At 72.8% G+C, this 20040-nt stretch carries 19 protein-coding genes and 1 pseudogene; 8 read left to right on the top strand and 12 right to left on the bottom strand.

Annotated features, from left to right (window positions below):
* Positions 1-8 precede the first annotated feature (8 nt).
* The 8 genes from map to dxr all read right to left on the bottom strand — a co-directional run bounded on the left by map (position 9) and on the right by dxr (position 9216).
* Positions 9-815: a type I methionyl aminopeptidase gene (gene map, locus FVA95_RS07490; protein WP_240051329.1), complete on the bottom strand. Its 807-nt coding sequence runs from the start codon at positions 813-815 to the stop codon at positions 9-11.
* Positions 719-3172, bottom strand: a complete 2454-nt coding sequence (locus FVA95_RS32710) for a DUF3054 family protein (RefSeq protein ID WP_161992227.1) — start codon at positions 3170-3172, stop codon at positions 719-721. Before FVA95_RS32710 ends, map begins: the two co-directional genes overlap by 97 nt.
* Positions 3173-3340: 168 nt before the next feature.
* Positions 3341-4051, bottom strand: a complete 711-nt coding sequence (locus FVA95_RS07480; RefSeq protein WP_149663540.1) for a CPBP family intramembrane glutamic endopeptidase — start codon at positions 4049-4051, stop codon at positions 3341-3343.
* Positions 4052-4155: 104 nt separating this feature from the next.
* Positions 4156-4989, bottom strand: coding sequence for a GNAT family N-acetyltransferase (locus FVA95_RS07475; RefSeq protein ID WP_149663539.1), 834 nt, complete (start codon positions 4987-4989; stop codon positions 4156-4158).
* A gap of 45 nt (positions 4990-5034) precedes the next feature.
* A complete protein-coding gene (gene ispG, locus FVA95_RS07470; protein WP_193564316.1) occupies positions 5035-6192 on the bottom strand; it encodes a flavodoxin-dependent (E)-4-hydroxy-3-methylbut-2-enyl-diphosphate synthase in 1158 nt (385 codons plus the stop codon).
* A gap of 56 nt (positions 6193-6248) precedes the next feature.
* Entirely contained in the window at positions 6249-6740 is a 492-nt protein-coding gene (locus FVA95_RS07465) for a hypothetical protein (protein WP_149663538.1), read from the bottom strand.
* On the bottom strand, positions 6737-8056 hold the full coding sequence (locus FVA95_RS07460; protein WP_149663537.1) for an RIP metalloprotease: 1320 nt from the start codon (positions 8054-8056) through the stop codon (positions 6737-6739). The genes FVA95_RS07465 and FVA95_RS07460 overlap by 4 nt, the downstream gene beginning before the upstream one ends.
* Entirely contained in the window at positions 8053-9216 is a 1164-nt protein-coding gene (gene dxr / locus FVA95_RS07455) for a 1-deoxy-D-xylulose-5-phosphate reductoisomerase (protein ID WP_149663536.1), read from the bottom strand. The genes FVA95_RS07460 and dxr overlap by 4 nt, the downstream gene beginning before the upstream one ends.
* Positions 9217-9289: 73 nt before the next feature.
* Here dxr and FVA95_RS07450 point away from each other — a divergent pair, with 73 nt between their 5' ends.
* The 3 genes from FVA95_RS07450 to FVA95_RS30775 are packed head-to-tail and all read left to right on the top strand — an operon-like array spanning position 9290 to position 10767.
* Positions 9290-9577, top strand: a complete 288-nt coding sequence (locus FVA95_RS07450; RefSeq protein ID WP_161992226.1) for a DUF2631 domain-containing protein — start codon at positions 9290-9292, stop codon at positions 9575-9577.
* Between the two features lie 24 nt (positions 9578-9601).
* Positions 9602-10579: a non-homologous end-joining DNA ligase gene (gene ligD / locus FVA95_RS07445; RefSeq protein ID WP_149663534.1), complete on the top strand. Its 978-nt coding sequence runs from the start codon at positions 9602-9604 to the stop codon at positions 10577-10579.
* A gap of 11 nt (positions 10580-10590) precedes the next feature.
* Positions 10591-10767, top strand: coding sequence for a hypothetical protein (locus tag FVA95_RS30775; RefSeq protein WP_161992225.1), 177 nt, complete (start codon positions 10591-10593; stop codon positions 10765-10767).
* Here FVA95_RS30775 and mug read toward each other — a convergent pair.
* Positions 10764-11357, bottom strand: a complete 594-nt coding sequence (gene mug / locus FVA95_RS07440) for a G/U mismatch-specific DNA glycosylase (protein ID WP_149663533.1) — start codon at positions 11355-11357, stop codon at positions 10764-10766. The genes FVA95_RS30775 and mug overlap by 4 nt on opposite strands.
* A 122-nt stretch (positions 11358-11479) precedes the next feature.
* Here mug and FVA95_RS07435 point away from each other — a divergent pair, with 122 nt between their 5' ends.
* A complete protein-coding gene (locus tag FVA95_RS07435) occupies positions 11480-12544 on the top strand; it encodes an ATP-dependent DNA ligase (protein ID WP_149663532.1) in 1065 nt (354 codons plus the stop codon).
* Positions 12545-12602: 58 nt separating this feature from the next.
* On the opposite strand, the gene FVA95_RS07430 is transcribed toward FVA95_RS07435, so the two are convergent.
* Positions 12603-13583 (bottom strand): LacI family DNA-binding transcriptional regulator, encoded by a 981-nt coding sequence (locus tag FVA95_RS07430; RefSeq protein ID WP_205015785.1) that lies wholly within the window; start codon positions 13581-13583, stop codon positions 12603-12605.
* Positions 13584-13745: 162 nt separating this feature from the next.
* Between FVA95_RS07430 and FVA95_RS07425 the strand changes: the two are divergent.
* From FVA95_RS07425 to FVA95_RS07410, 4 genes and pseudogenes are all read left to right on the top strand, one after another.
* Positions 13746-15169, top strand: a pseudogene (locus tag FVA95_RS07425) (sugar ABC transporter substrate-binding protein).
* Positions 15166-16104: a carbohydrate ABC transporter permease gene (locus FVA95_RS07420; protein ID WP_370460842.1), complete on the top strand. Its 939-nt coding sequence runs from the start codon at positions 15166-15168 to the stop codon at positions 16102-16104. Before FVA95_RS07425 ends, FVA95_RS07420 begins: the two are co-directional and overlap by 4 nt.
* Complete coding sequence (locus FVA95_RS07415; protein WP_164514840.1) at positions 16104-16967, top strand: carbohydrate ABC transporter permease; 864 nt, start codon at positions 16104-16106, stop codon at positions 16965-16967. The genes FVA95_RS07420 and FVA95_RS07415 overlap by 1 nt, the downstream gene beginning before the upstream one ends.
* A gap of 30 nt (positions 16968-16997) precedes the next feature.
* Positions 16998-18122 carry an ABC transporter ATP-binding protein gene (locus tag FVA95_RS07410; RefSeq protein ID WP_149663530.1) on the top strand — a complete coding sequence of 375 codons (1125 nt, stop codon included), beginning with the start codon at positions 16998-17000 and terminating at the stop codon, positions 18120-18122.
* 87 nt (positions 18123-18209) lie between these two features.
* Here FVA95_RS07410 and rlmN read toward each other — a convergent pair whose 3' ends face one another.
* Positions 18210-19319, bottom strand: a complete 1110-nt coding sequence (rlmN, locus tag FVA95_RS07405; RefSeq protein WP_149663529.1) for a 23S rRNA (adenine(2503)-C(2))-methyltransferase RlmN — start codon at positions 19317-19319, stop codon at positions 18210-18212.
* 32 nt (positions 19320-19351) lie between these two features.
* Positions 19352-19930 (bottom strand): hypothetical protein, encoded by a 579-nt coding sequence (locus tag FVA95_RS07400; protein ID WP_149663528.1) that lies wholly within the window; start codon positions 19928-19930, stop codon positions 19352-19354.
* Between the last annotated feature and the right edge of the window lie 110 nt (positions 19931-20040).

Raw genomic sequence — 20040 nt, 5'->3', positions numbered from 1 at the left:
CGACGGGCTCAGGGCAGGGTCAGGATCTCCGCGCCGTCGTCGGTCACGACGATGGTGTGCTCGAACTGCGCGACCCACGACTTGTCCTTGGTGACGACGGTCCAGTCGTCGTCCCAGGTGTCGTAGTCGATCCCGCCGAGGGTGATCATCGGCTCGATGGTGAAGGTCATCCCCGGCTCGAGGACGGTGTGCACGTCGGGCTGGTCGTAGTGCAGCACGACCAGCCCGGAGTGGAACTCGTGGGCGATGCCGTGGCCGGTGAAGTCGCGGACGACGCCGTAGCCGAAGCGCTTGGCGTAGGACTCGATGACGCGGCCGACGACGTTCAGCTCGCGCCCGGGACGGACGGCCTTGATGGCGCGCATCGTGGCCTCGCGGGTGCGCTCGACGAGCAGCCGTGCCTCCTCCGACACGTCACCGGCGAGGAAGGTCGCGTTGGTGTCGCCGTGCACCCCGCCGACGAACGCCGTGACGTCGACGTTGATCACGTCGCCGTCGTTGATCACGGTCGTGTCCGGGATGCCGTGGCAGATGACCTCGTTGAGGCTGGTGCAGCAGGACTTGGGGAAGCCGCGGTAGCCCAGCGTCGAGGGGTACGCGTCGTGGTCGACGAGGAACTCGTGGACCACGCGGTCGATCTCGTCGGTGGTGATGCCCGGTCGGACGGTCTCGCCGGCGAGCTGCAGCGCCCGGGCCGCGATCTTCCCGGCGTGCCGCATCAGCTCGATCGTCTCGGGCGTCTGGACGTCGCCGCGACGGCTGCGCGCCGGGGCCGGCTTGCCGACGTACTCCGGACGCGGGATGTGCGCCGGCACCTCGCGACTCGGGGTCGGTGTACCGGGGACGAGCAGCGTGCGGGTCGACATGACCCCATCGTACGTCCGGGTCGGTCAGCGGGTCGGGGTGCGCGGGGCCCCAGCCGCGCGACGGCCGCGGAGATCCCCCGCCAGCCCAGCAGCAGCACCGCGAGCGAGATCGTCGCGACGACGGCGAACGACAGCGGCAGCCGCCCCAGGAACCCCAGGCGGAGCAGGAGTCCGACGACCACGGTCCCGGCGAGCACGACCGCCCCGGCACGCAGCGACGCCGGCGCCGACCGCACCCACGGCGTCGCCCAGGCCGCCGCGGCACCCAGCGCGAACGGCAGCGCGGTGCCGAGCAGGCCGAGCACGCTGTCGGCCTCGGCGTGGCTCATCCTCCCGACGGCGGCGAACACCACGACGGCGACGAGGTCGGCCACGAACGCCAGGGCGGGGATCCGGCTGGGATGCACGACGACCAGGGTAGGACGCCCCACACGGCGCCGGCCCGCCGCCGCCCGGCCGGTCCCTCCCCGGTCGCTCAGCGCGGGACGCCCGACAGGAACCGCGCCGTCATCTGCACCGGGCCCCGAGGACCCGCCGTCGACGATGAGGGTGGCGAAGGCCAGGTCACCGCGGTAGCCGGTGAACCAGCCGTGCGACCGGTTGCTGCCGTCGGGGCCCGCGTACTCGGCGGTGCCGGTCTTGCCGAACACCTCGCCCTGCCCGGCGGCGGCCCGCGCCGTCCCGGAGGTGACGACGGCGCGCATCATCGGCCGCAGCTGGTCGAGCACCGCGCGGTCCGGGGTGCCCGGTGCGACGGCGGCCTCGGTCGTCGTGCCGCGGATCAGCGACGGGGTGACGGGCGCACCGTGCGCGACCGTCGCCGACACCATCGCCATGCCGAACGGGGAGGCGAGCACGTCGCCCTGGCCGAAGCCGTCGCTGGCCCGCTGCAGGTCGTCGGTGGCGGGCGAGACGGTGCCGGTGATCGTCGTCATCCCGGGGATCTTCCAGTCCGCGCCGAAGCCGAGCGCCTTCCCCGCGGTCGGCAGCCCGTCGGCGGGCAGCCCGAGCGCGAGCCGGGAGAACGTGGTGTTGCAGGACTGGGCGAACGCCTCGGTCAGCGGCACGGTGCCGAGGACGAAGGAGTTCTCGTTGGGGATGGTGCGCCCGTCGATCACGGTGGTACCGGGGCATTCGACCGGGGACTGCGGGGTGAGGTTCTCCGCCGGCATCGCCCCGTACGCGGTGACGATCTTGAAGGTGGAACCGGGCGGATAGCGGCCGGTCAGGGCCAGTGCGCCGTCACGGTCGGCGGCGGCGTTCTGCGCGACGGCGAGCACCGCCCCGGTGGACGGCCGGATCGCGACGATCATCGCCTGCCGGGAGTCGGCGTCGACGGCGTCCTGCGCCGCGTTCTGCACGGTGCGGTCCAGCTCCAGGGTGACCGGCCTCCCGGGCCCGGCGGGCTGCCCGGCGACCGAGCGGACGGTCTCGCCGCGCTGGCCGACGACGTCGACCGACCAGCCGGGGGTGCCGCCCGCGGCCTTCTCGATGTCCGCGCGGGCGCCCTGCATCAGCTGGCCCGCGAAGCCCTGGTCGGGCGGCAGCAGCCGGGTCGAGGACACGAACCGGACGCCGGGCAGGTCGTAGATGCGGTCCCGGACCCGCTGGTAGTCGGGCTCCCGCAGCACGACGACGGTGTAGGCCTGCCCGTCCGGCACGGCGTTCGCGCCCGCCCTGATGCTCGACGCGGTGATGGCGGGGTCGATCGACCCCAGCGCGGAGCCGAGTCCGCTCGCCGACTGCTCGACCTGCGCCTTGTCCAGGGTGACGGTGACGACCGGGGTGGGCGCGAGCAGGGTGGCCCCACCGGCGTCGAGCACGGGCGCGGGCGCCGCGGTGACGGTGCGGGTCACCGGCCGCTGGCCGTCGGTGAGACCGGGCGCGAACGCGGCGGGCGACCAGTCGACCGCCCATCCGGTGTCGTTGCCCGGGGTGTCGTCGGCGGCGACGAGCGGCAGGTCGAGCGTGTAGTTCCAGGCCCGGCCCTGCCCCAGGTCCCAGGCGACCTCGACGGTCGACGTGGCGCGGTCGCCGTCGGTGCGGGTGCCGGTGATCCGCGCGGTCATCCCGGTCGGCGCGAGGTCGTCGCGGGCCTTCTGCAGGTAGGCGCCCGCCGTCTCCGCGTCCGTGGTGTAGACGGCGGCACCCGGCGCGTCCCCGGCGGCCCACGCGGTCACGTACCGCTCCGCGGTCGTCCCGGCGCCACCCCAGGGGCGCAGCAGCGCCACCACGACACCCACCGCGACGAGCACGACGATCGCGGCGGCCAGGACCAGGGGGCGCTTCCGCAGGGTGGCGATCACGATCACCGAGTATGCCGCCCCCGGTGTGAGGCCCGGGTGTCCGGGCACCGGCCCGTTCGCGGCAGGCGAGCTCGGCGAGCACCCCACCCGGTGGAAGCCCGGCTCCCGGAGAGACGTCCTCGTCGTGCACGCATCGGCGCCATCAGGGGCCTGGTACGGATCCGTCGTTCACAGCACCCCGGCGAACGCCAACGCCACGACCTGGGCGATCGCGTTGTGCACCACGTGCGTGACCACCCCGGGCCACACCGAGCCGCTGCGCCGTCGCAGCTCCCCCGCGACCAGACCGACGACGAGCGCGGTCACGAACACCACGTTCAGCCCGTGCGCCAGCGCGAACACCAGGGCGCTGCCCACCACGCCGACGACCGCCCCGTAGCGCAGCAGCCCCGAGGTGACCACCCCGCGGAACAGCAGTTCCTCCCCCAGCGGGGTCAGCACCGCGAGGAACAGCAGCGACAACGCCACCGACCACGCCCCGCCACTGCCCGCGTCGGCGTAGGCGCCCTGGATGTTCTCCGGCTCGATCCCGACCAGGACCATCCCGATCGCCAGCAGCCTGCTGACGACGAACGCCAGGATCGCCCCGGCCGCGCCGATCACCAGCCAGCGCACGGTCGTCGCCCGCACGCCGAACTCCGACAGCGGGCGACGCCGGAGGGCGACGGCCGCGGCGAAACCGGCGATGCCCGCGATCCCCGACAGGGCCGCGAGGAACAGGCCCCCCGCGAGCGGCCCGAGGTCGAGGGTCCGCAGCACCAGCGGCCCACCCCCGTAGGCCACCGCGGCCAGCACGACCAGCCCGACGACGATCTCCCCCCACCCGGGACGCGACGGACTCCCCGCTGTGACGGGTGCTGCGGAGCGGGAACGGGACACGACGGGCCTCCCCGGTGCGGTGGCGCCGGGGCGGATGCCCGCGGCAGGCACCGAGTCGACACCGTGCCGCTACGGCACGGTCAAGTCGGGGTACCCGACCGGGTCTAGAACAGGACGGTCGCGAACCGCGCGACCTGCACGAACCCGACCCGCTGGTACGCGGCCCTGGCCGGGGCGTTGAAGGCGTTGACGTACAGGCTGGCGCGCCGGCCCATTCCGGCGAGCGCGACCGCGACCGCCGACGTCCCGGCCGTGCCGAGCCCGTGCCCCCGCCAGGCCGGGTTCACCCAGACCCCCTGGATCTGGCCGACGGTGCGCGACAGGGCACCGATCTCGGCCTTGAACACGACCTCGCCGTCGTGGAACCGGGCGAACGCCCGCCCGGAGGTGATCAGCTCGGCGACCCGGGCCCGGTAGCCCGCCCCGCCGTCGCCCTCGCGGGGGTCGACGCCGACCTCCTCGGTGAACATCGCGATGGCGGCCGGCAGGTACCGGTCGAGCTCGGAGATGCGGACCGGACGCACTCGGCTGTCGGGCGCGACCATCGGCGGCCGTTCGAGCGTCATGAGGGGCTGGTCGGGCCGGATCTCGCGGGCCGGACCCCAGCCCGGTGCGAGTTCCTCCCACAGCGGCAGGACGAGCTCGGCCCGCCCCACCAGCGACGAGCACAGCCGCCCGGCCCGGCGCGCGCGGTCGGCGAAGGCACGCAGCGCCGCCCGGTCACCGCGCAGCGGCACCAGGTTCGCCCCGGAGAAGCACAGACCGTCCGCCGGGGCCCCGTGGGACCACAGCTCACCGCCCAGCCGCCACGGGTCGAGGCCGACCGCCTCGATGCGGGCGGCGACCATGCACGCGGCGACGGGGTCGGCGTCGAGCACGTCGTGCACCCCGGAGCGGTGACGATCGTCGAGAAGCCGTGCCCCGGCCACCCTCAGCACGGGTTCATGATGCCACGTCGAGGCCCGTCCGGTACCGGTACTCGCTCAGCCGACGGTCACCTGGGGTTCACCCGTCACGCCGTCCGCGCTCTCGCCCATCTCCTCGGCGAGCCGCATGGCCTCCTCGATCAGCGTCTCCACGATCTTGTGCTCGGGGACGGTCTTGATGACCTCGCCCTTGACGAAGATCTGCCCCTTGCCGTTGCCGGAGGCGACGCCGAGGTCGGCCTCGCGGGCCTCACCCGGGCCGTTGACGACGCAGCCCATGACGGCCACGCGCAGCGGGACCTCCATGCCGGTCAGTCCGGCGGTGACCTCGTCGGCGAGGGTGTAGACGTCGACCTGGGCCCGCCCGCAGGACGGGCAGGACACGATCTCCAGCTTGCGCGGGCGCAGGTTCAGCGACTCCAGGATCTGCTGGCCGACCTTGATCTCCTCGACCGGCGGCGCGGACAGCGACACCCGGATGGTGTCGCCGATGCCCTGGCGCAGCAGCGCCCCGAACGCGACGGCCGACTTGATCGTGCCCTGGAACGCGGGCCCGGCCTCGGTGACGCCCAGGTGCAGCGGGTAGTCGCACTGCTCCGCGAGCAGCTCGTAGGCCCGCACCATCACGACCGGGTCGTTGTGCTTGACCGAGATCTTGATGTCGTGGAAGTCGTGCTCGGCGAACAGGCCCGCCTCCCACATGGCCGACTCGGCGAGCGCCTCGGGCGTCGCCTTGCCGTACTTCTCCATCAGTCGCTTGTCGAGCGAGCCCGCGTTGACCCCGATCCGGATCGGCGTGCCGTGGTCCTTCGCGGCCTGCGCGATCTCCTTGACCTGGTCGTCGAACTTGCGGATGTTGCCCGGGTTCACCCGCACCGCGGCGCAGCCGGCCTCGATCGCGGCGAACACGTACTTGGGCTGGAAGTGGATGTCCGCGATCACCGGGATCTGCGACTTCTGCGCGATCGCGGGCAGGGCCTCGGCGTCGTCGGCCGACGGGCACGCGACACGCACGATGTCGCATCCGGCCGCGGTCAGCTCGGCGATCTGCTGCAGCGTCGCGTTGACGTCGGAGGTCAGGGTGGTCGTCATGGACTGGACGGAGATCGGGTGGTCGGATCCGACACCGACCGGGCCGACCTGGAGCTGCCGGGTCCTCCGGCGCGGGGCCAGGGTCGGCGCGGGCGCGGACGGCATACCCAGGGAGACGCTCACGACCTCCACTATCCCACCGTGTGGCACGGTCCGCCGTACCCGGTGAGGAGGGGCACTCACGTGCGGCCGTGCTTCTCCTGCGCGTCCTGCAGCGTCGAGCTGTGCGGCAGCCAGGTCGCCAGCTCGACCGGCCAGCCGTCGTCGGCCAGCATCCGGACGACGGCGGGGTCGTCGTCGAGGATCATCGCGATCTCCCGCTCGCGGGCGAGCAGCCGCAGGACCTCGCGCTTGACGTAGCGGGCGGGGCGGTGGTCGTCGTCGGGGCGCATGAACAGCGGCCCGGTCGGCAGGCCGAAGCTCCGCAGCCAGGTCTCGGTGAGCCGCCGGTTCCGCTCCGGGCGCCCGGTCAGGTAGACGACGTCGTACTCGGCCTGCGCCGCACGCAGCCGCTCGGCGCCCTCCTCGAGCAGCGGGTCGGCGTGCGCGGCGGCGAAGAACGTCTCCCAACGGTGCACGTCGAGGTAGTGCAGCCGGTGCGAGACGTCGGCGAGGACGCCGTCGATGTCGAAGACCGCCAGCGGGCGGGCGCCCTCGGGTGCTGCGCTCACCCGAACAGCCGCACCGGGTTGACGATGTCGGCGATCGCGACCATGACCGAGAACCCCAGGAAGACGATCACGAACACGTAGGCGAGCGGGAGCAGCTTCGCCGCGTCGACAGGCCCGGGGTCGGGGCGTCCGAGCAGCTTCGCGGTGTTCCGCTTGATCGCCTCCCAGATCGCCGGGACGATCTGGCCGCCGTCCAGCGGCGGGACGGGGAGCAGGTTCAGCAGGAACAGCGACAGGTTCACCGCGGCGAGCATCATCAGGAACCGGCTGACGTCGGCCTGCCACGGGACGTCCTGCTGGGCGAGGATCTCACCGCCGATCCGCGAGACCCCGACGACACCCATCGGGCTGTCCTGGCTCCGCTCCTCGCCGAGGAACGCGGCTCCGAACAGGGCCGGGACGCGGGCGGGGATCTGGGTGATCGCCTCCGCCGTGCGGACGACGCCGTTGCCGATCTGCGCGGCCACGTCGCCCGGGCCGAGCTGCATGTACTTCGTGTCGAGGGCGACACCGAGATAGCCCGCCGTCACCGTGGCGTACGGGTCAGCCGAGTCCCGGGTCGGGAGGACGTTCGGGATGACGTCGACGGTCAGCGGGATCTGCCGGCCGGCCCGCTCGACGACGATCTGCGTGGGTCCCGACGACGCGCGGATCGCGTCCTGCAACGCGGTCCCGTCGTCCGGGCCGAACTCCTGTCCGCGGACCGACAGGATGCGGTCGTCGGGCTGGACCCCGGCCGCGAGCGCCGGCGCGAGGGGCGCTCCGGCCGGGCACTCCTTCGGGACGCCGTTCTGGACCGCGACGGCCGGGAGCACGCACTTCTCGAGCGACTCGATCTGGGTGGTTGCCGCAGGCACGCCGATCCCCATCAGGACCAGGGAAAACAGCACCACCGCCAGGATCAGGTTCATGAACGGCCCGGCGAACATGACGATGATCCGCTTCCACGGCGACCGGGTCCAGAACTGCCGGTCCGCGTCCTGCGGCAGCACGTCCATCTGCGACTGCGCCCTGGCGTCGTCCATCAGCCCCTGGAACGGGCCGGTACGACGGCTGCGGCCCAGCGTGCCGCCCTTGGCCGGCGGCAGCATCCCGATCATGCGGACGTAGCCGCCCAGCGGGATGGCCTTGATGCCGTACGCGGTCTCGCCGCGGCGCACCGACCAGACGGTGCGGCCGAACCCGACCATGAACTCCGGGACCTTGATCCCGAACCAGCGGGCCGTCGCGAAGTGCCCGAGCTCGTGCCAGGCGATCGACAGCAGCAGCCCGAAGAAGAAGATCGCGATCCCGACGACCGTCCACACGATGGTCACGACCGCGTCTTCTCCCGCTCGTGGGCCTTCTCGCGCGCGTGGGCCCGGGCCCAGGTCTCGGCAGCCAGCACGTCGTCCACGGTAGCCGGGTCACCCGTCCAGGCGTCGGCCGCCTCCAGCACCTCGCCGAGCAGGTCGGTGATCCCGGTGTAGCCGATCGTCCCGGCGACGAACGCCTCGACGAGTTCCTCGTTGGCGGCGTTGAGCACCGCGGGCAGGCAGCCGCCCGCGGTCCCGGCGGCGCGGGCGAGGCGCACTCCGGGGAACGCGTCGTCGTCGAGGGGCTCGAAGGTCCAGCTCTGCGCGGTGTCCCAGCGGCACGGCGCAGAGGCGCCGGCGATGCGCTCCGGCCAGCCGAGCGCCAGCGCGATCGGCAGCCGCATGTCCGGCGGCGACGCCTGGGCGATCGTCGAGCCGTCGGTGAAGGTGACCATCGAGTGCACGATCGACTGCGGGTGCACGGTGACGTCGATGCGGTCGTAGGGCACCTCGAACAGCAGGTGCGCCTCGATCACCTCGAGACCCTTGTTCACCAGCGTCGCCGAGTTGATCGTGATGACCGGCCCCATGTCCCAGGTCGGGTGCTTCAGGGCCTGCTCGACCGTGACGCCCGCCAGCTCCGCGCGGGTCCGCCCGCGGAACGGGCCGCCCGACGCGGTGAGGACGAGCCGGTCGACCTCGGACTCCCGGCCGCCGCGCAGGCACTGCGCGAGCGCGGAGTGCTCGGAGTCGACCGGCACGATCTGCCCCGGTGCGGCCGACGCCGACACCAGCGGACCCCCTGCGACCAGCGACTCCTTGTTCGCCAGCGCGAGCCGGGCGCCGGTGGCGAGCGCGGCCAGGGTCGGGCCGAGGCCGCGGGAGCCGGTGATGCCGTTCAGGACGATGTCGGCGCGGCACGCCGTGACCAGCTCGGTCGCGGCGTCCGGGCCGTCGAGCACCTCGACGCCCGGCAGTTCCGCCCGCAGCCGCACCGCCGCCGCAGCGGACGCGACCGCGACCCGCCCGACCCGGTGCGCACGGACCTGGGCCACCAGCAGGTCCACGTCCGATCCGCCCGCGGCCAGCCCGGACACCGTGAACCCGCCGGCGCGGGTGATCACGTCCAGGGCCTGGGTACCGATCGACCCGGTGCTGCCCAACACGACGAGTGACTTCATCACGGCACATCATCCTCGCCCCGCGAGCTGTGCGACGATGACCCCGCACGGAGCCGGACCAGGAGGACACACGGTGGCCAGCAAGGCAGTCGCGCACAGCGCAACGACGAGCAAGACCCGCGAGATCGCCGTCGCGTCCGGGATCGACCCGGCGGACGAGCCCTCGGTCGACTGGGGCTGGCACCAGAACTTCCACCGGGGCGTGCCGATCGCGGCCGCCGTGGTCGGTGTCGTGCTGCTGCTGTTCACGATCGGCCACCCGGTGAGCTGGACCGAGTTCCTGTTCTCCGCCGTGCCCGCCGCCGTCTGCTTCATCGGCGCGATCGCGTACCCGCTCCACCAGCGGCGCCGTCGTCTCTGAGGCTCGGCACCGGGCCGACGCCGGATGGCGCGCGACGCGGGTGAGCCGGTCGAGCTGACGATCGGCGACCGGGTCGTGCGGCTGTCCAGCCCCGACCGCGTCTACTTCCCGGAGCGGGGCGAGACCAAGCGCGACCTGGCCGCGTACTACACGGCCGTCGGCGACGGCGTGGTCCGCGCGCTGCGCGACCGGCCGTGCATGCTGCACCGCTTCCCCACCGGCGTCACCGGGGAGAAGGTGCACCAGAAGCGGCTGCCGCGCGGCGCCCCCGACTGGGTCCGCACCGTCCGCGTGACCTTCCCGCGGTACAATCGCACCGCCGACGAGCTGTGCGTGACCCACCCGGCCGACGTCGTCTGGGCGGTGCAGATGTCCACCGTCGAGTTCCACCCCTGGAACTCCCGCGCCGCCGACGTCGAGTCCCCCGACGAGTGGCGCATCGACCTGGACCCGATGCCGCAGGCGTCCTGGACCGACGTCCGCCGCGTCGCCGGCGTCGTCCGCGAGGTCCTCGACGAACTGGGCGCGACCGGCTTCCCGAAGACCTCCGGCGGCTCCGGGCTGCACGTCTACGTGCGCATCCCGCCCGACCACGGGTTCGCCGACGTCCGCCGCGCCGCACACGCCTTCGCCCGCGAGGTGGAGCGTCGCTGCGACCGCGTCGACCTGTCGTGGTGGCGCAAGGACCGCGACCCGTCGACGGTGTTCGTCGACTACAACCAGAACGCCCGCGACCACACGATCGCCTGCGCCTACTCCGTGCGCGGCACCCCCGACGCGCGGGTGTCGACCCCGGTGACCTGGGACGAGATCGACGACTGCGAGCCCCGGGACTTCACGATCGCCACCGTCCCGGCGCGCTACGCCGAGCTGGGCGACCTGCACGCCGGCATCGACGAGGCCGTGTTCGGCATCGAGCCGCTGCTGGAGTGGGCCGCCCGCGACGAGCGCGACGGCGCCGCGACACCGGATCTGCCCGATCTCGACGCGGGAGCCCGCTAGGCTCGGCGCCCATGGACGACGGGCCCCGCAAGGACAGACTGACCCGGCTCGGGTACGGGATCGGCGGCGGCCTCGCCGTCGGATCCGCCGTGTGGGTGCTGTCGGGCACGTGGTGGTGGCTGCTGGTCTTCCTCGTCGTCGGGCTCGCACTCGGGCTGTTCCTGCGCGCGACGACCCCGGAGGCCTAGCAGTACACCTGGCCCGGCCCGGGCTCCTGGGCGCGGGCGCGCAGCCTCGCGAACTCGGCGACCATCGCCGCGCGCGACCAGTGCGCGTTGAGCCCCGACGGGTTCGGCAGCACCCAGATCCCGGTCGCGCCCAGCCGCTCCGCCTGCTCCCCCACCACCGCGCCGCGTCGCCCGAACGCGGTCCGGTAGGCCCCGATCCCGACGACGGCCAGCCACGCCGGCTCCCGCGCCGCGACCAGCGCCCACAGCCGTTCCCCACCGGCGACGAGCTCGTCGTCGGTCAGCTCGTCGGCGCGGGCGGTGGCCCGGGGCGCCATGTTCGTGATGCCGAGACCGAGCCCCGCGAGCTCGCCCTGCTCCGCGGGCGCCAGCAGCCGCGGGGTGAACCCGGAGGAGTGCAGGACCGGCCAGAAGCGGTTGCCGGGGCGGACGAAGTGGTGCCCGCTCGCCGCCGACACCAGGCCCGGGTTGATGCCGCAGAACAGCACCCGCAGCGGCGGGTCGTCCGGGCCGGGCAGGACGTCGTCGATCGTGGAGTCCCGGGCGCGGTCGAGGGCGTCGCGGTCGGGCAGGCGGGGCACGGGGGTCATCCGACCACGACCGCGCCGGGACCGCCGCCCGGGGACCGATGGATCCCGGGTGCGGGAACGGTCTGTCCACGGACGGGCGAGCCGGGATGCCCCGCCCGCGCCCCGAGAGGAGACTCCCCGCCGTGGACCTGCCCGTGATGCCCCCGGTGAAGCCGATGCTGGCCAAGCCCGCCCCGTCCATCCCCGAGGGCAGGCTCTACGAACCCAAGTGGGACGGCTTCCGCTCGATCGTCTTCCGCGACGGCGACGAGGTCGAGATCGGCTCCCGCAACGAGCGGCCGATGACCCGCTACTTCCCCGAGGTCGTCGAGGCGGTGCGGGCGCACTTCCCGCCGCGCGCGGTCGTCGACGGGGAGATCGTCGTCGCCTCGGGGAACGCACTGGACTTCGAGGCGCTCCAGCAGCGGATCCACCCCGCGGTCAGCCGGGTGACGCTGCTCTCGACGGAGACGCCGGCGTCGTTCGTCGCCTTCGACCTGCTGGCCCTCGGCGACGACGACCTCACCGCACGCCCGTTCGCCGAGCGCCGCGCGCTGCTGGAGGAGGCCTTCGCCGGCGTCGCCCCGCCGGTGCACCTCACCCCGATCACCGACGACACCGGGACAGCACGCCGCTGGTTCGAGAAGTTCGAGGGCGCCGGGCTGGACGGCCTCATCGCCAAGGACCCGGCCGGGACCTACCAGCCCGACAAGCGCGTCATGACCAAGATCAAGCACGAGCGGACCGCGGACTGCGTCGTCGCCGGGTACCGGGTGCACAAGTCCGGGCCGGACGCCGTCGGGTCGCTGCTGCTGGGACTGCACGACGCCCGCGGCGTGCTGGTGTCGGTCGGCGTCGTCGGGGCGTTCCCGATGGCGCGCCGCCGCGAGCTCATGACCGAGCTGCAGCCACTGGTCACCGACTTCGACGACCACCCGTGGGCCTGGGCGAAGCAGCTGGAGGGCGAGCGCACCCCGCGCAAGTCCGAGACGAGCCGGTGGAACGCCGGCAAGGACCTGTCCTTCGTCCCGCTGCGCCCGGAGCGGGTGGTCGAGGTCCGCTACGACTACATGGAGGGCCAGCGGTTCCGCCACACCACCCAGTTCGTGCGGTGGCGCCCGGACCGCGACCCCGCCTCCTGCACCTACGAACAGCTGGAGCGCCCGGTGACCTTCGACCTCGCGGAGGTCCTCGCCGGACACGGGTGATCGGCGGGAGTGGAGCGTCCGGCGCAGTGCACCCGCTTCCCCGCTCCACTCCCGGCGATCACGGCCGGCAGCCGCAGGACTCCCGGTGCACGAAGGTCGTCGGCAGCCGCAGCGAACGCCGCTCGGCGTCGGGTTCGGCCATGCGGCGCAGCAGCAGCCGGACCGCCTCGCGCCCGATGTCGGCGAACGGCTGCGCGACGACGGTGAGACGCGGGCTGAACGCGTCGGCCCACGGGAAGTCGTCGAACGCGGCCAGCGCCAGGTCCCCGGGGATGGTGAGCCCCAGGTCGTGGGCGGCCTGAACGGCGCCGATGGTCATCGCGTTGTTGCCCGTGACCAGCGCGGCGGGCCGGTCGGGCGAGGCCAGCAGCTCGCGCACGACGGCGCGGGCGGGCTCGCTGTCCGAGCGCCCCTCCACCACCGGCCCTGGCGGGAGACCGGCCCGGCGCATCCCGAGCCGGTAGCCCTCCAGCCGCTCGACGGTCGTCGACAGCCCGGGGAGACCCATCACGAAGCCGATCCGGCCGTGCCCCGCCTCGGCGAGGTGGGTCACCAACCCGGCGACGGGCTCCACGTTCTCCGAGCCGACCTCGTCCAGGACGCCGTCGAGCATCCGGTCGACCAGCACCGTCGGCACGCCCTGCGCGGCGAGCGCCTCCAGGGTCGCGGTGGAGTCGCCCGAGGGGGCGAACAGCACGCCGTCGACGCGGCTGCGGAGCTGTGTGACGGCCGTCGCCTCGTAGCCCGGGTCGTCGTGCGGGTCGGCGAGCAGCAGGGTGTGCCCGGCGGCGGCGGACTCGTCCTCGACCGCGTGCAGCAGCTCACCCAGGTACGGGTTGGAGATCGCCGACAGGGCGAGCCCGAGCGTGCGGGTGCGGGAGGTGGCGAGCGAGCGGGCCGCGGCGTTGGGCGTGTACTGCACCTGCGCCATCGCGGCGAGCACCTGCTCGCGGGTGGCCTCCCGGACGGGCCGGGTGCCGTTGAGAACGTGGGACACGGTCGCGGTGGACACCCCGGCGAGCCGGGCGACCTCGGCCATGGTCGCGATCACACACCTCCGACGCGGGTCACGGGTTGGCGACAGGCTACAGGCAACCGGTTGCGCAAGCGGTTGCTCCGCACTTACCGTGCACCGGTCATACCGGACGGACGTGTCCCGGATCACACCGTTGAACACCCGTCGGAGCCCTCGACGAGGAGAGTGCCCGTGCGCCCGAGAACCAGGTCGCGTCCCGCCGTTCTCACCGCGCTACTGGCGGTGATCGGCCTCGCCCTCACCGGCTGCGCCGGTGCCGGCACGTTCGGCCTGCCCGAAGGTACGCGGATCGTGACGATCGCAATCGTGTCCAACCCCCAGATGGAGGACGCGATCGAGCTCAGCCCGCGGTTCGAGGCCGAGAACCCCGGCATCACCGTGCGCTTCGTCAGCCTGTCGGAGAACGAGGCCCGCGCGAAGATCACCGCGTCGGTCGCCACCGGCGGCGACGAGTTCGACGCCGTGATGATCTCGAACTACGAGACCCCCCAGTGGGCCCGCAACGGCTGGCTGGTCGACCTCGACCCGCTGATGGACGCCACCCCCGGCTACGACCGCGACGACTTCATCCCGACCATCCGCGGCGCCCTGTCCGGCCCGGACGGGCACATGTACTCGGTGCCGTTCTACGGCGAGTCCGCGTTCCTGATGTACCGCAAGGACCTCTTCGCCCAGGCCGGGCTGACCATGCCCGCGAAGCCGACCTGGGACCAGGTGGCGCAGTTCGCCGACCGCCTCACCGACCGCCAGCAGGGCCGCGGCGGCATCTGCCTGCGCGGCAAGCCCGGGTGGGGCGAGGTCATGGCCCCGGTCGACGCGATGATCAACTCCTACGGTGGTCGCTGGTTCGACCAGGACTGGAACGCGCAGCTGACCTCGCCCGAGGTGCGCAAGGCGGTCAACTTCTACGTCGATCTCCTCCGTCGCGACGGCCAGGCCGGTGCGGCGGGCTCCGGGTTCTCCGAGTGCGGCAACCAGTTCAGCCAGGGCAACACGGCGATGTGGTTCGACGCCACCGTCGCCGCGGGCCTGCTGGAGGACCCGGCCCAGTCCAACGTCGCCGGGAAGGTCGGCTACGCGCCGGCGCCGACCGGCGTCGACGGCCTGTCCTCGGGCTGGCTGTACTCGTGGGCGCTGGCCATCCCCCGCACCACCGCGGAGAAGGGCCCCGAGCAGGTCGACGCGACCTGGAAGTTCCTGTCCTGGATGACGTCCAAGCCGTACCAGAAGATGGTCGGCGAGGACCTCGGCTGGACCTCCGTCCCGCCCGGCGCCCGCCAGTCGACCTACCGGATCCCCGAGTACGTCGCGGCATCCCCGAGTACGTCGCGGCGTCGAAGGCCTACGCGCCGCAGACCATCGCCGCGATCAACGCCGCCGACCAGGACCGGCCGACCCGCGACCCCGTTCCGTACACCGGGCTGCAGTTCGTCGGGATCCCCGAGTTCCAGGACCTGGGGACCCGGGTCAGCCAGCAGATCTCCGCGGCGATCGCCGGACAGCAGACCGCCGACGAGGCCCTCGACGAGGCCCAGAGCTACGCCGAGACCGTCGGCGAGTCCTACCAGCAGAGCGGGGGCGACCGGTGACGACCACAGAGGCACCACCGCACGCGGCACCGGAACGACAGACCTCGCCGGCCGCGGAGCGCCGCGACGGCTGGATCCGCCGGGCCCCGCTGCTACCCGCGCTGATCTTCACCATCATCATCACGCAGCTGCCGTTCCTGGTGACGATCTGGTACTCGCTGCAGTCCTGGAACCTGGTGCGCCCCGGCAGCCAGCGCTTCGTCGGGCTGGAGAACTACGCGACGGTGTTCACCGACTCGCAGTTCCGCGGGGTCGCGCTGAACTCCATCCTGCTGACCCTGGGGTCGGTGGCCATCGCGATGGTCCTCGGGCTGCTGATCGCGCTGCTGCTCAACCGTGCGTTCCTCGGCCGCGGCATCGTCCGGACGCTGATCATCACCCCGTTCCTGATCACCCCGGTCGCCGGTGCCCTGCTGTGGAAGTCGGTCCTGTTCGACCCCACCTACGGCCTGGTGAACTTCCTGCTCTCGCCGTTCGGCGCCGGGCAGACCGACTGGGTGTCCACCTTCCCGCGGGCCGCGGTGATCATCGCGCTGGTGTGGCAGTGGACGCCGTTCATGATGCTGCTGATCCTCGCCGGGCTCGGCTCGCAGCCGCAGGAGGTCCTCGAGGCCGCCCGGATGGACGGGGCGACCGGGTTCGCGGTGTTCCGCGAGGTGACGCTGCCCCACCTGCAGCGGTTCATCGAGCTGGGTGTCGTGCTCGGCGCGATCTACCTGGTCAACACGTTCGACACGATCTACATGATGACCCAGGGCGGTCCGGGTACGGCGTCGGCGAACCTGCCGTTCTACATCTACCAGCGGGCGTTCCTGGGCTTCGACATCGGTGAGTCCGCCGCGATGGGCGTGGTCACCGTGGTGGCGACGATCATCGTGGCCACCCTGGCGCTGCGCCTGATCTTCCGCAGCTTCTCCGCCGCCGAGGAGGCGTGATGACCGCAGTCGCCGAACGGACCTCCACCCCCGCAACGACGCCGCGGAAGGCCCCGCGCGGGGCCGGGCCGCTGCTGAGCGTCCTGGCCTGGATCGTCGGGCTCGGGTTATTCTTCCCGGTGCTGTGGATGGTGATGACCGCCTTCAAGACCGAGGCGCAGGCCGTCACGATCCCGCCGACGGTGTTCTTCGCCCCCACCTTCGACAACTTCGCCGAGGTGTTCGGCGGCGGCGTCGGGCCCTACCTGCTCAACTCGCTGTTCGCGACGGTCGCCTCGACGGTCCTGGTGCTCCTGCTGGGCACCCCGGCCGCGTTCGCGCTGTCGCTGCGGCCCGTGAAGAAGACCCAGGACGTGCTGTTCTTCTTCATCTCGACCAAGATGCTGCCGGTCGTCGCGGCGATCGTGCCGATCTACGTCGTCGTGAACTACCTGGGCGCGCTGGACAACATCTGGACGCTCGTCGTGCTCTACACGGCGATGAACCTGCCGATCGCGGTGTGGATGATGCGGTCGTTCTTCCTGGAGGTCCCCAAGGAGCTCCTGGAGGCCGCGAGCATGGACGGCGCGTCGCTGTGGCGCTCGCTGCGCGAGGTCGTGCTGCCGATCATCTCGCCCGGCATGGCCGCCACGGCGCTGATCTGCATGATCTTCGCCTGGAACGAGTTCTTCTTCGCGGTGAACCTCACCGCCTCACGGGCCGCGACCGTGCCCGTGTACCTCGTCGGGTTCATCACCTCCGAGGGCCTCTACTTCGCCAGCCTGTGCGCCGCGGCGACCGTGGCCGCGTTGCCGGTCGTCATCGCCGGCTGGATCGCCCAGAACAAGCTGGTCCAGGGCCTGTCCTTCGGGGCCGTCAAGTGATCGTGTTCGTGAACAGGATGGGAGCCCGCCGTGGCTGACGTGGTGTTCGACCAGGCATCTCGGATCTACACCCCCGGGGCGAAGCCTGCCGTCGACCGGCTGGACCTGACGATCGAGGACGGCGAGTTCGTCGTGCTCGTCGGGCCGTCCGGATCGGGCAAGTCGACGGCGCTGCGGATGCTCGCGGGTCTCGAGGAGATCGACGGCGGCTCGATCCGGATCGACGGCGAGAACATGGTCGGGGTGCCCTCGCGCGACCGCGACATCGCCATGGTGTTCCAGAACTACGCGCTCTACCCGAACAAGACCGTCGGGGAGAACATGGCGTTCCCGCTCAAGATGGCCGGGATCGACAAGGCCGAGCGTGCGGTCAAGGTCAAGGAGGCCGCCGAGATCCTCGGCCTGACCGACTACCTCGACCGCAAGCCGCGCGCGCTGTCCGGCGGCCAGCGCCAGCGCGTCGCGATGGGCCGGGCGATCGTGCGCGAGCCGCGGGTCTTCCTGATGGACGAGCCGCTGTCGAACCTCGACGCGAAGATGCGGGTGCAGACCCGCACCGAGATCGCCGCGCTGCAGCGACGGCTGGGCGTCACCACCGTCTACGTCACCCACGACCAGGTCGAGGCCATGACGATGGGCGACCGCGTCGCGCTGCTGGCCGACGGCAAGCTGCAGCAGTTCGCCACCCCGGCCGACCTGTACGACCGGCCGCAGAACGCGTTCGTCGCCGGGTTCATCGGCTCGCCGGCGATGAACCTGTTCACCGCGCGGGTGACCGAGCGCGGGGTGACCCTGGCCGGGCGGGAGATCGCCCTGCCCCAGGACGTCCGGTCGACGATCGGGGCGCAGCGGCTCACCGAGGTGCCCCTCGGCATCCGTCCCGAGCAGTGGACGGTCTCCCCCGACGGCGGCGAGGGCATCCCGGCCCGGGTCGACGTCGTCGAGGAGCTGGGGTCGGACGCCTACCTCTACGGCACCCTCGCCGAGGTCGCCGGTGACCTGTCGGCGACGGCCTCGCTGACCGGTTCGCGCGACGACGCCGTCGTCGTGCGGACCGCGGGACGGACCGGCGCACGGCGTGGGGACCGGGTGGCGCTGACACCCTCGACCGAGGGGCTGCACCTGTTCCACCCGGAGACCGGCGACCGGCTCTGAGCGGCTTCGCCCGGCGGCGCGAGGGGGCCGCCGGGCGGACCGGCCCGGATGCGACCCGGCATGCGGCGCGAGGGGCCGCCGGGCGGGTCAGCCCGGGTGGGAGGCGGCGAGCTGGCCGCAGGCCGCGTCGATCTCCTGGCCGCGGGTGTCGCGGACGGTGCAGGCGACGCCGGCCGCCCGGACGCGGCGCACGAACTCCTCCTCGACGGGCTTGGGCGAGGCGTCCCACTCGCTGCCCGGCGTCGGGTTCAGCGGGATCAGGTTGACGTGCACCCTCGAGGTCCCGATGTGCTGCCGCAGGACCTTCCCCAGCATGTCGGCGCGCCACGGCTGGTCGTTCACATCACGGATCAGCGCGTACTCGATGGAGACGCGGCGGCCGGTCGTGGTGGCGTAGCGGCGGCCCGCGTCGAGGACCTCGGCGACCTTCCACCGGTTGTTGACCGGGACGAGGGTGTCGCGCAGCTCGTCGTCCGGGCAGTGCAGCGAGATCGCCAGGGTGACCGGGATGCCCTCCTCGCGGAGCCGGTCGATCGCCGGGACCAGCCCGACGGTGGACACGGTGACCCCGCGGGCGGAGATGCCCAGCCCGTCCGGGGCGGGCTCGGTGATCCGGCGGACGGCGGCGACGACCCGCTTGTAGTTGGCGAGCGGCTCGCCCATCCCCATGAACACGACGTTCGACAGCCGGGTCGGCCCGTCCAGCACGCCGTCGCGCGCCTGGGCCGCGGCGCGCCGGACCTGGTCGACGATCTCGGCGGTCGACAGGTTGCGCTGCAGACCGCCCTGGCCGGTCGCGCAGAACGGGCACGCCATCCCGCAGCCCGCCTGGCTGGAGATGCAGACCGTCGCCCGGTCCGGGTAGCGCATCAGGACGCTCTCGGCGAGCACGCCGTCGTGGCCGCGCCACAGCGTCTTGCGGGTGGCGCCGCCGTCGCACGCCTTCTCGGTCAGCGGCGTGACCAGCGGCGGGAGGAGCGGGCGCAGCTTCTCCCGGACGTCACCGCCGAGGTCGCTCATGGCGTCGAGGTCGTCGGTGAGACGACCGAACCAGTGGCGGGCCAACTGGTCGAGGCGGAACCGCGGCACGCCGAGCTCCTGCGCGACGGCGGCACAGTCGGCCGGGTCGAGGTCGGCGAGGTGGCGGGGCGGAGTACCGCGGCGGGGTGCGTCGAAGACGAGCGGGAGGCTGGACATGGCACCCACCAGTGTGCCAGCCCGGTCGCGGGTCAGCGGATCCCGGGGATCCGCACGTTGAAGCGCCGGGACAGGTCCTCCAGGATCCCGAGCCTGCGCGCCGCCGCGACCCACAGCACGATCCCGGCGCAGAGACCGGTCACCGGCACCGCGGACCCGGTCCCCTGCCCCTGGTAGGTCAGGGCCAGGAAGGCGCCGAACGCGGCGATGAGCAGGACCAGGCCGCCGGTCGCGACGAGGCTGCGCTCCTCCAGCACGGTGGACGCCTGGATCAGCAGCACCCCGACGAGCGCGGCGGACAGGGGGGTGGACAGCTCGCCGTAGCCGACCAGGGACAGCAGCAACGGCAGCAGCACGACCCCCGCGACGCCGATCACGATCAGCCGCTGCATCCGGCGCTTGCGCTCGGGGTGCAGGGTCACCGCCATCGCGGCGTTGCGCCGGCGCACGATCCACAGGTACGCGGTCAGGAAGATCCCGAGCGCGACGAGGACGGTGGCGAACCCGTTCCCGAGGCCGCCCGCGCCGATCGCCCAGGCGAGCAGGCCCAGGACGATCTCCAGACTCGGCACGGGAACGCCCAGCGACGGCTGGCGCATCGTGTACGGCATGCACCCACGGTAGCGAGAGCGGCCCGGGACACGGCGCGGGTGTGGCGGAACGACACACCCGTCCTCCCTCGAACCGGACATCATGGGAGGCTCGTCACGTGCCCGGGTCC

This window comes from Pseudonocardia sp. EV170527-09 (assembly GCF_008369905.1).
Classification (GTDB): Bacteria; Actinomycetota; Actinomycetes; order Mycobacteriales; family Pseudonocardiaceae; genus Pseudonocardia.
The sequence above is the reverse complement of the archived record's forward strand: the minus strand, read 5'-3'. Positions and strand labels throughout refer to the sequence as shown.

What these genes read in the sequence shown, in the direction of transcription:
- dxr (WP_149663536.1), bottom strand. Translation starts at nt 9,216, where the DNA reads ATGAAGTCACTCGTCGTGTTGGGCAGCACCGGGTCGATCGGTACCCAG.
- ligD (WP_149663534.1), top strand. Translation starts at nt 9,602, where the DNA reads ATGGCGCGCGACGCGGGTGAGCCGGTCGAGCTGACGATCGGCGACCGG.
- FVA95_RS30775 (WP_161992225.1), top strand. Translation starts at nt 10,591, where the DNA reads ATGGACGACGGGCCCCGCAAGGACAGACTGACCCGGCTCGGGTACGGG.
- mug (WP_149663533.1), bottom strand. Translation starts at nt 11,357, where the DNA reads ATGACCCCCGTGCCCCGCCTGCCCGACCGCGACGCCCTCGACCGCGCC.
- FVA95_RS07430 (WP_205015785.1), bottom strand. Translation starts at nt 13,583, where the DNA reads ATGGCCGAGGTCGCCCGGCTCGCCGGGGTGTCCACCGCGACCGTGTCC.
- FVA95_RS07415 (WP_164514840.1), top strand. Translation starts at nt 16,104, where the DNA reads ATGACCGCAGTCGCCGAACGGACCTCCACCCCCGCAACGACGCCGCGG.
- rlmN (WP_149663529.1), bottom strand. Translation starts at nt 19,319, where the DNA reads ATGTCCAGCCTCCCGCTCGTCTTCGACGCACCCCGCCGCGGTACTCCG.
- FVA95_RS07400 (WP_149663528.1), bottom strand. Translation starts at nt 19,930, where the DNA reads ATGCCGTACACGATGCGCCAGCCGTCGCTGGGCGTTCCCGTGCCGAGT.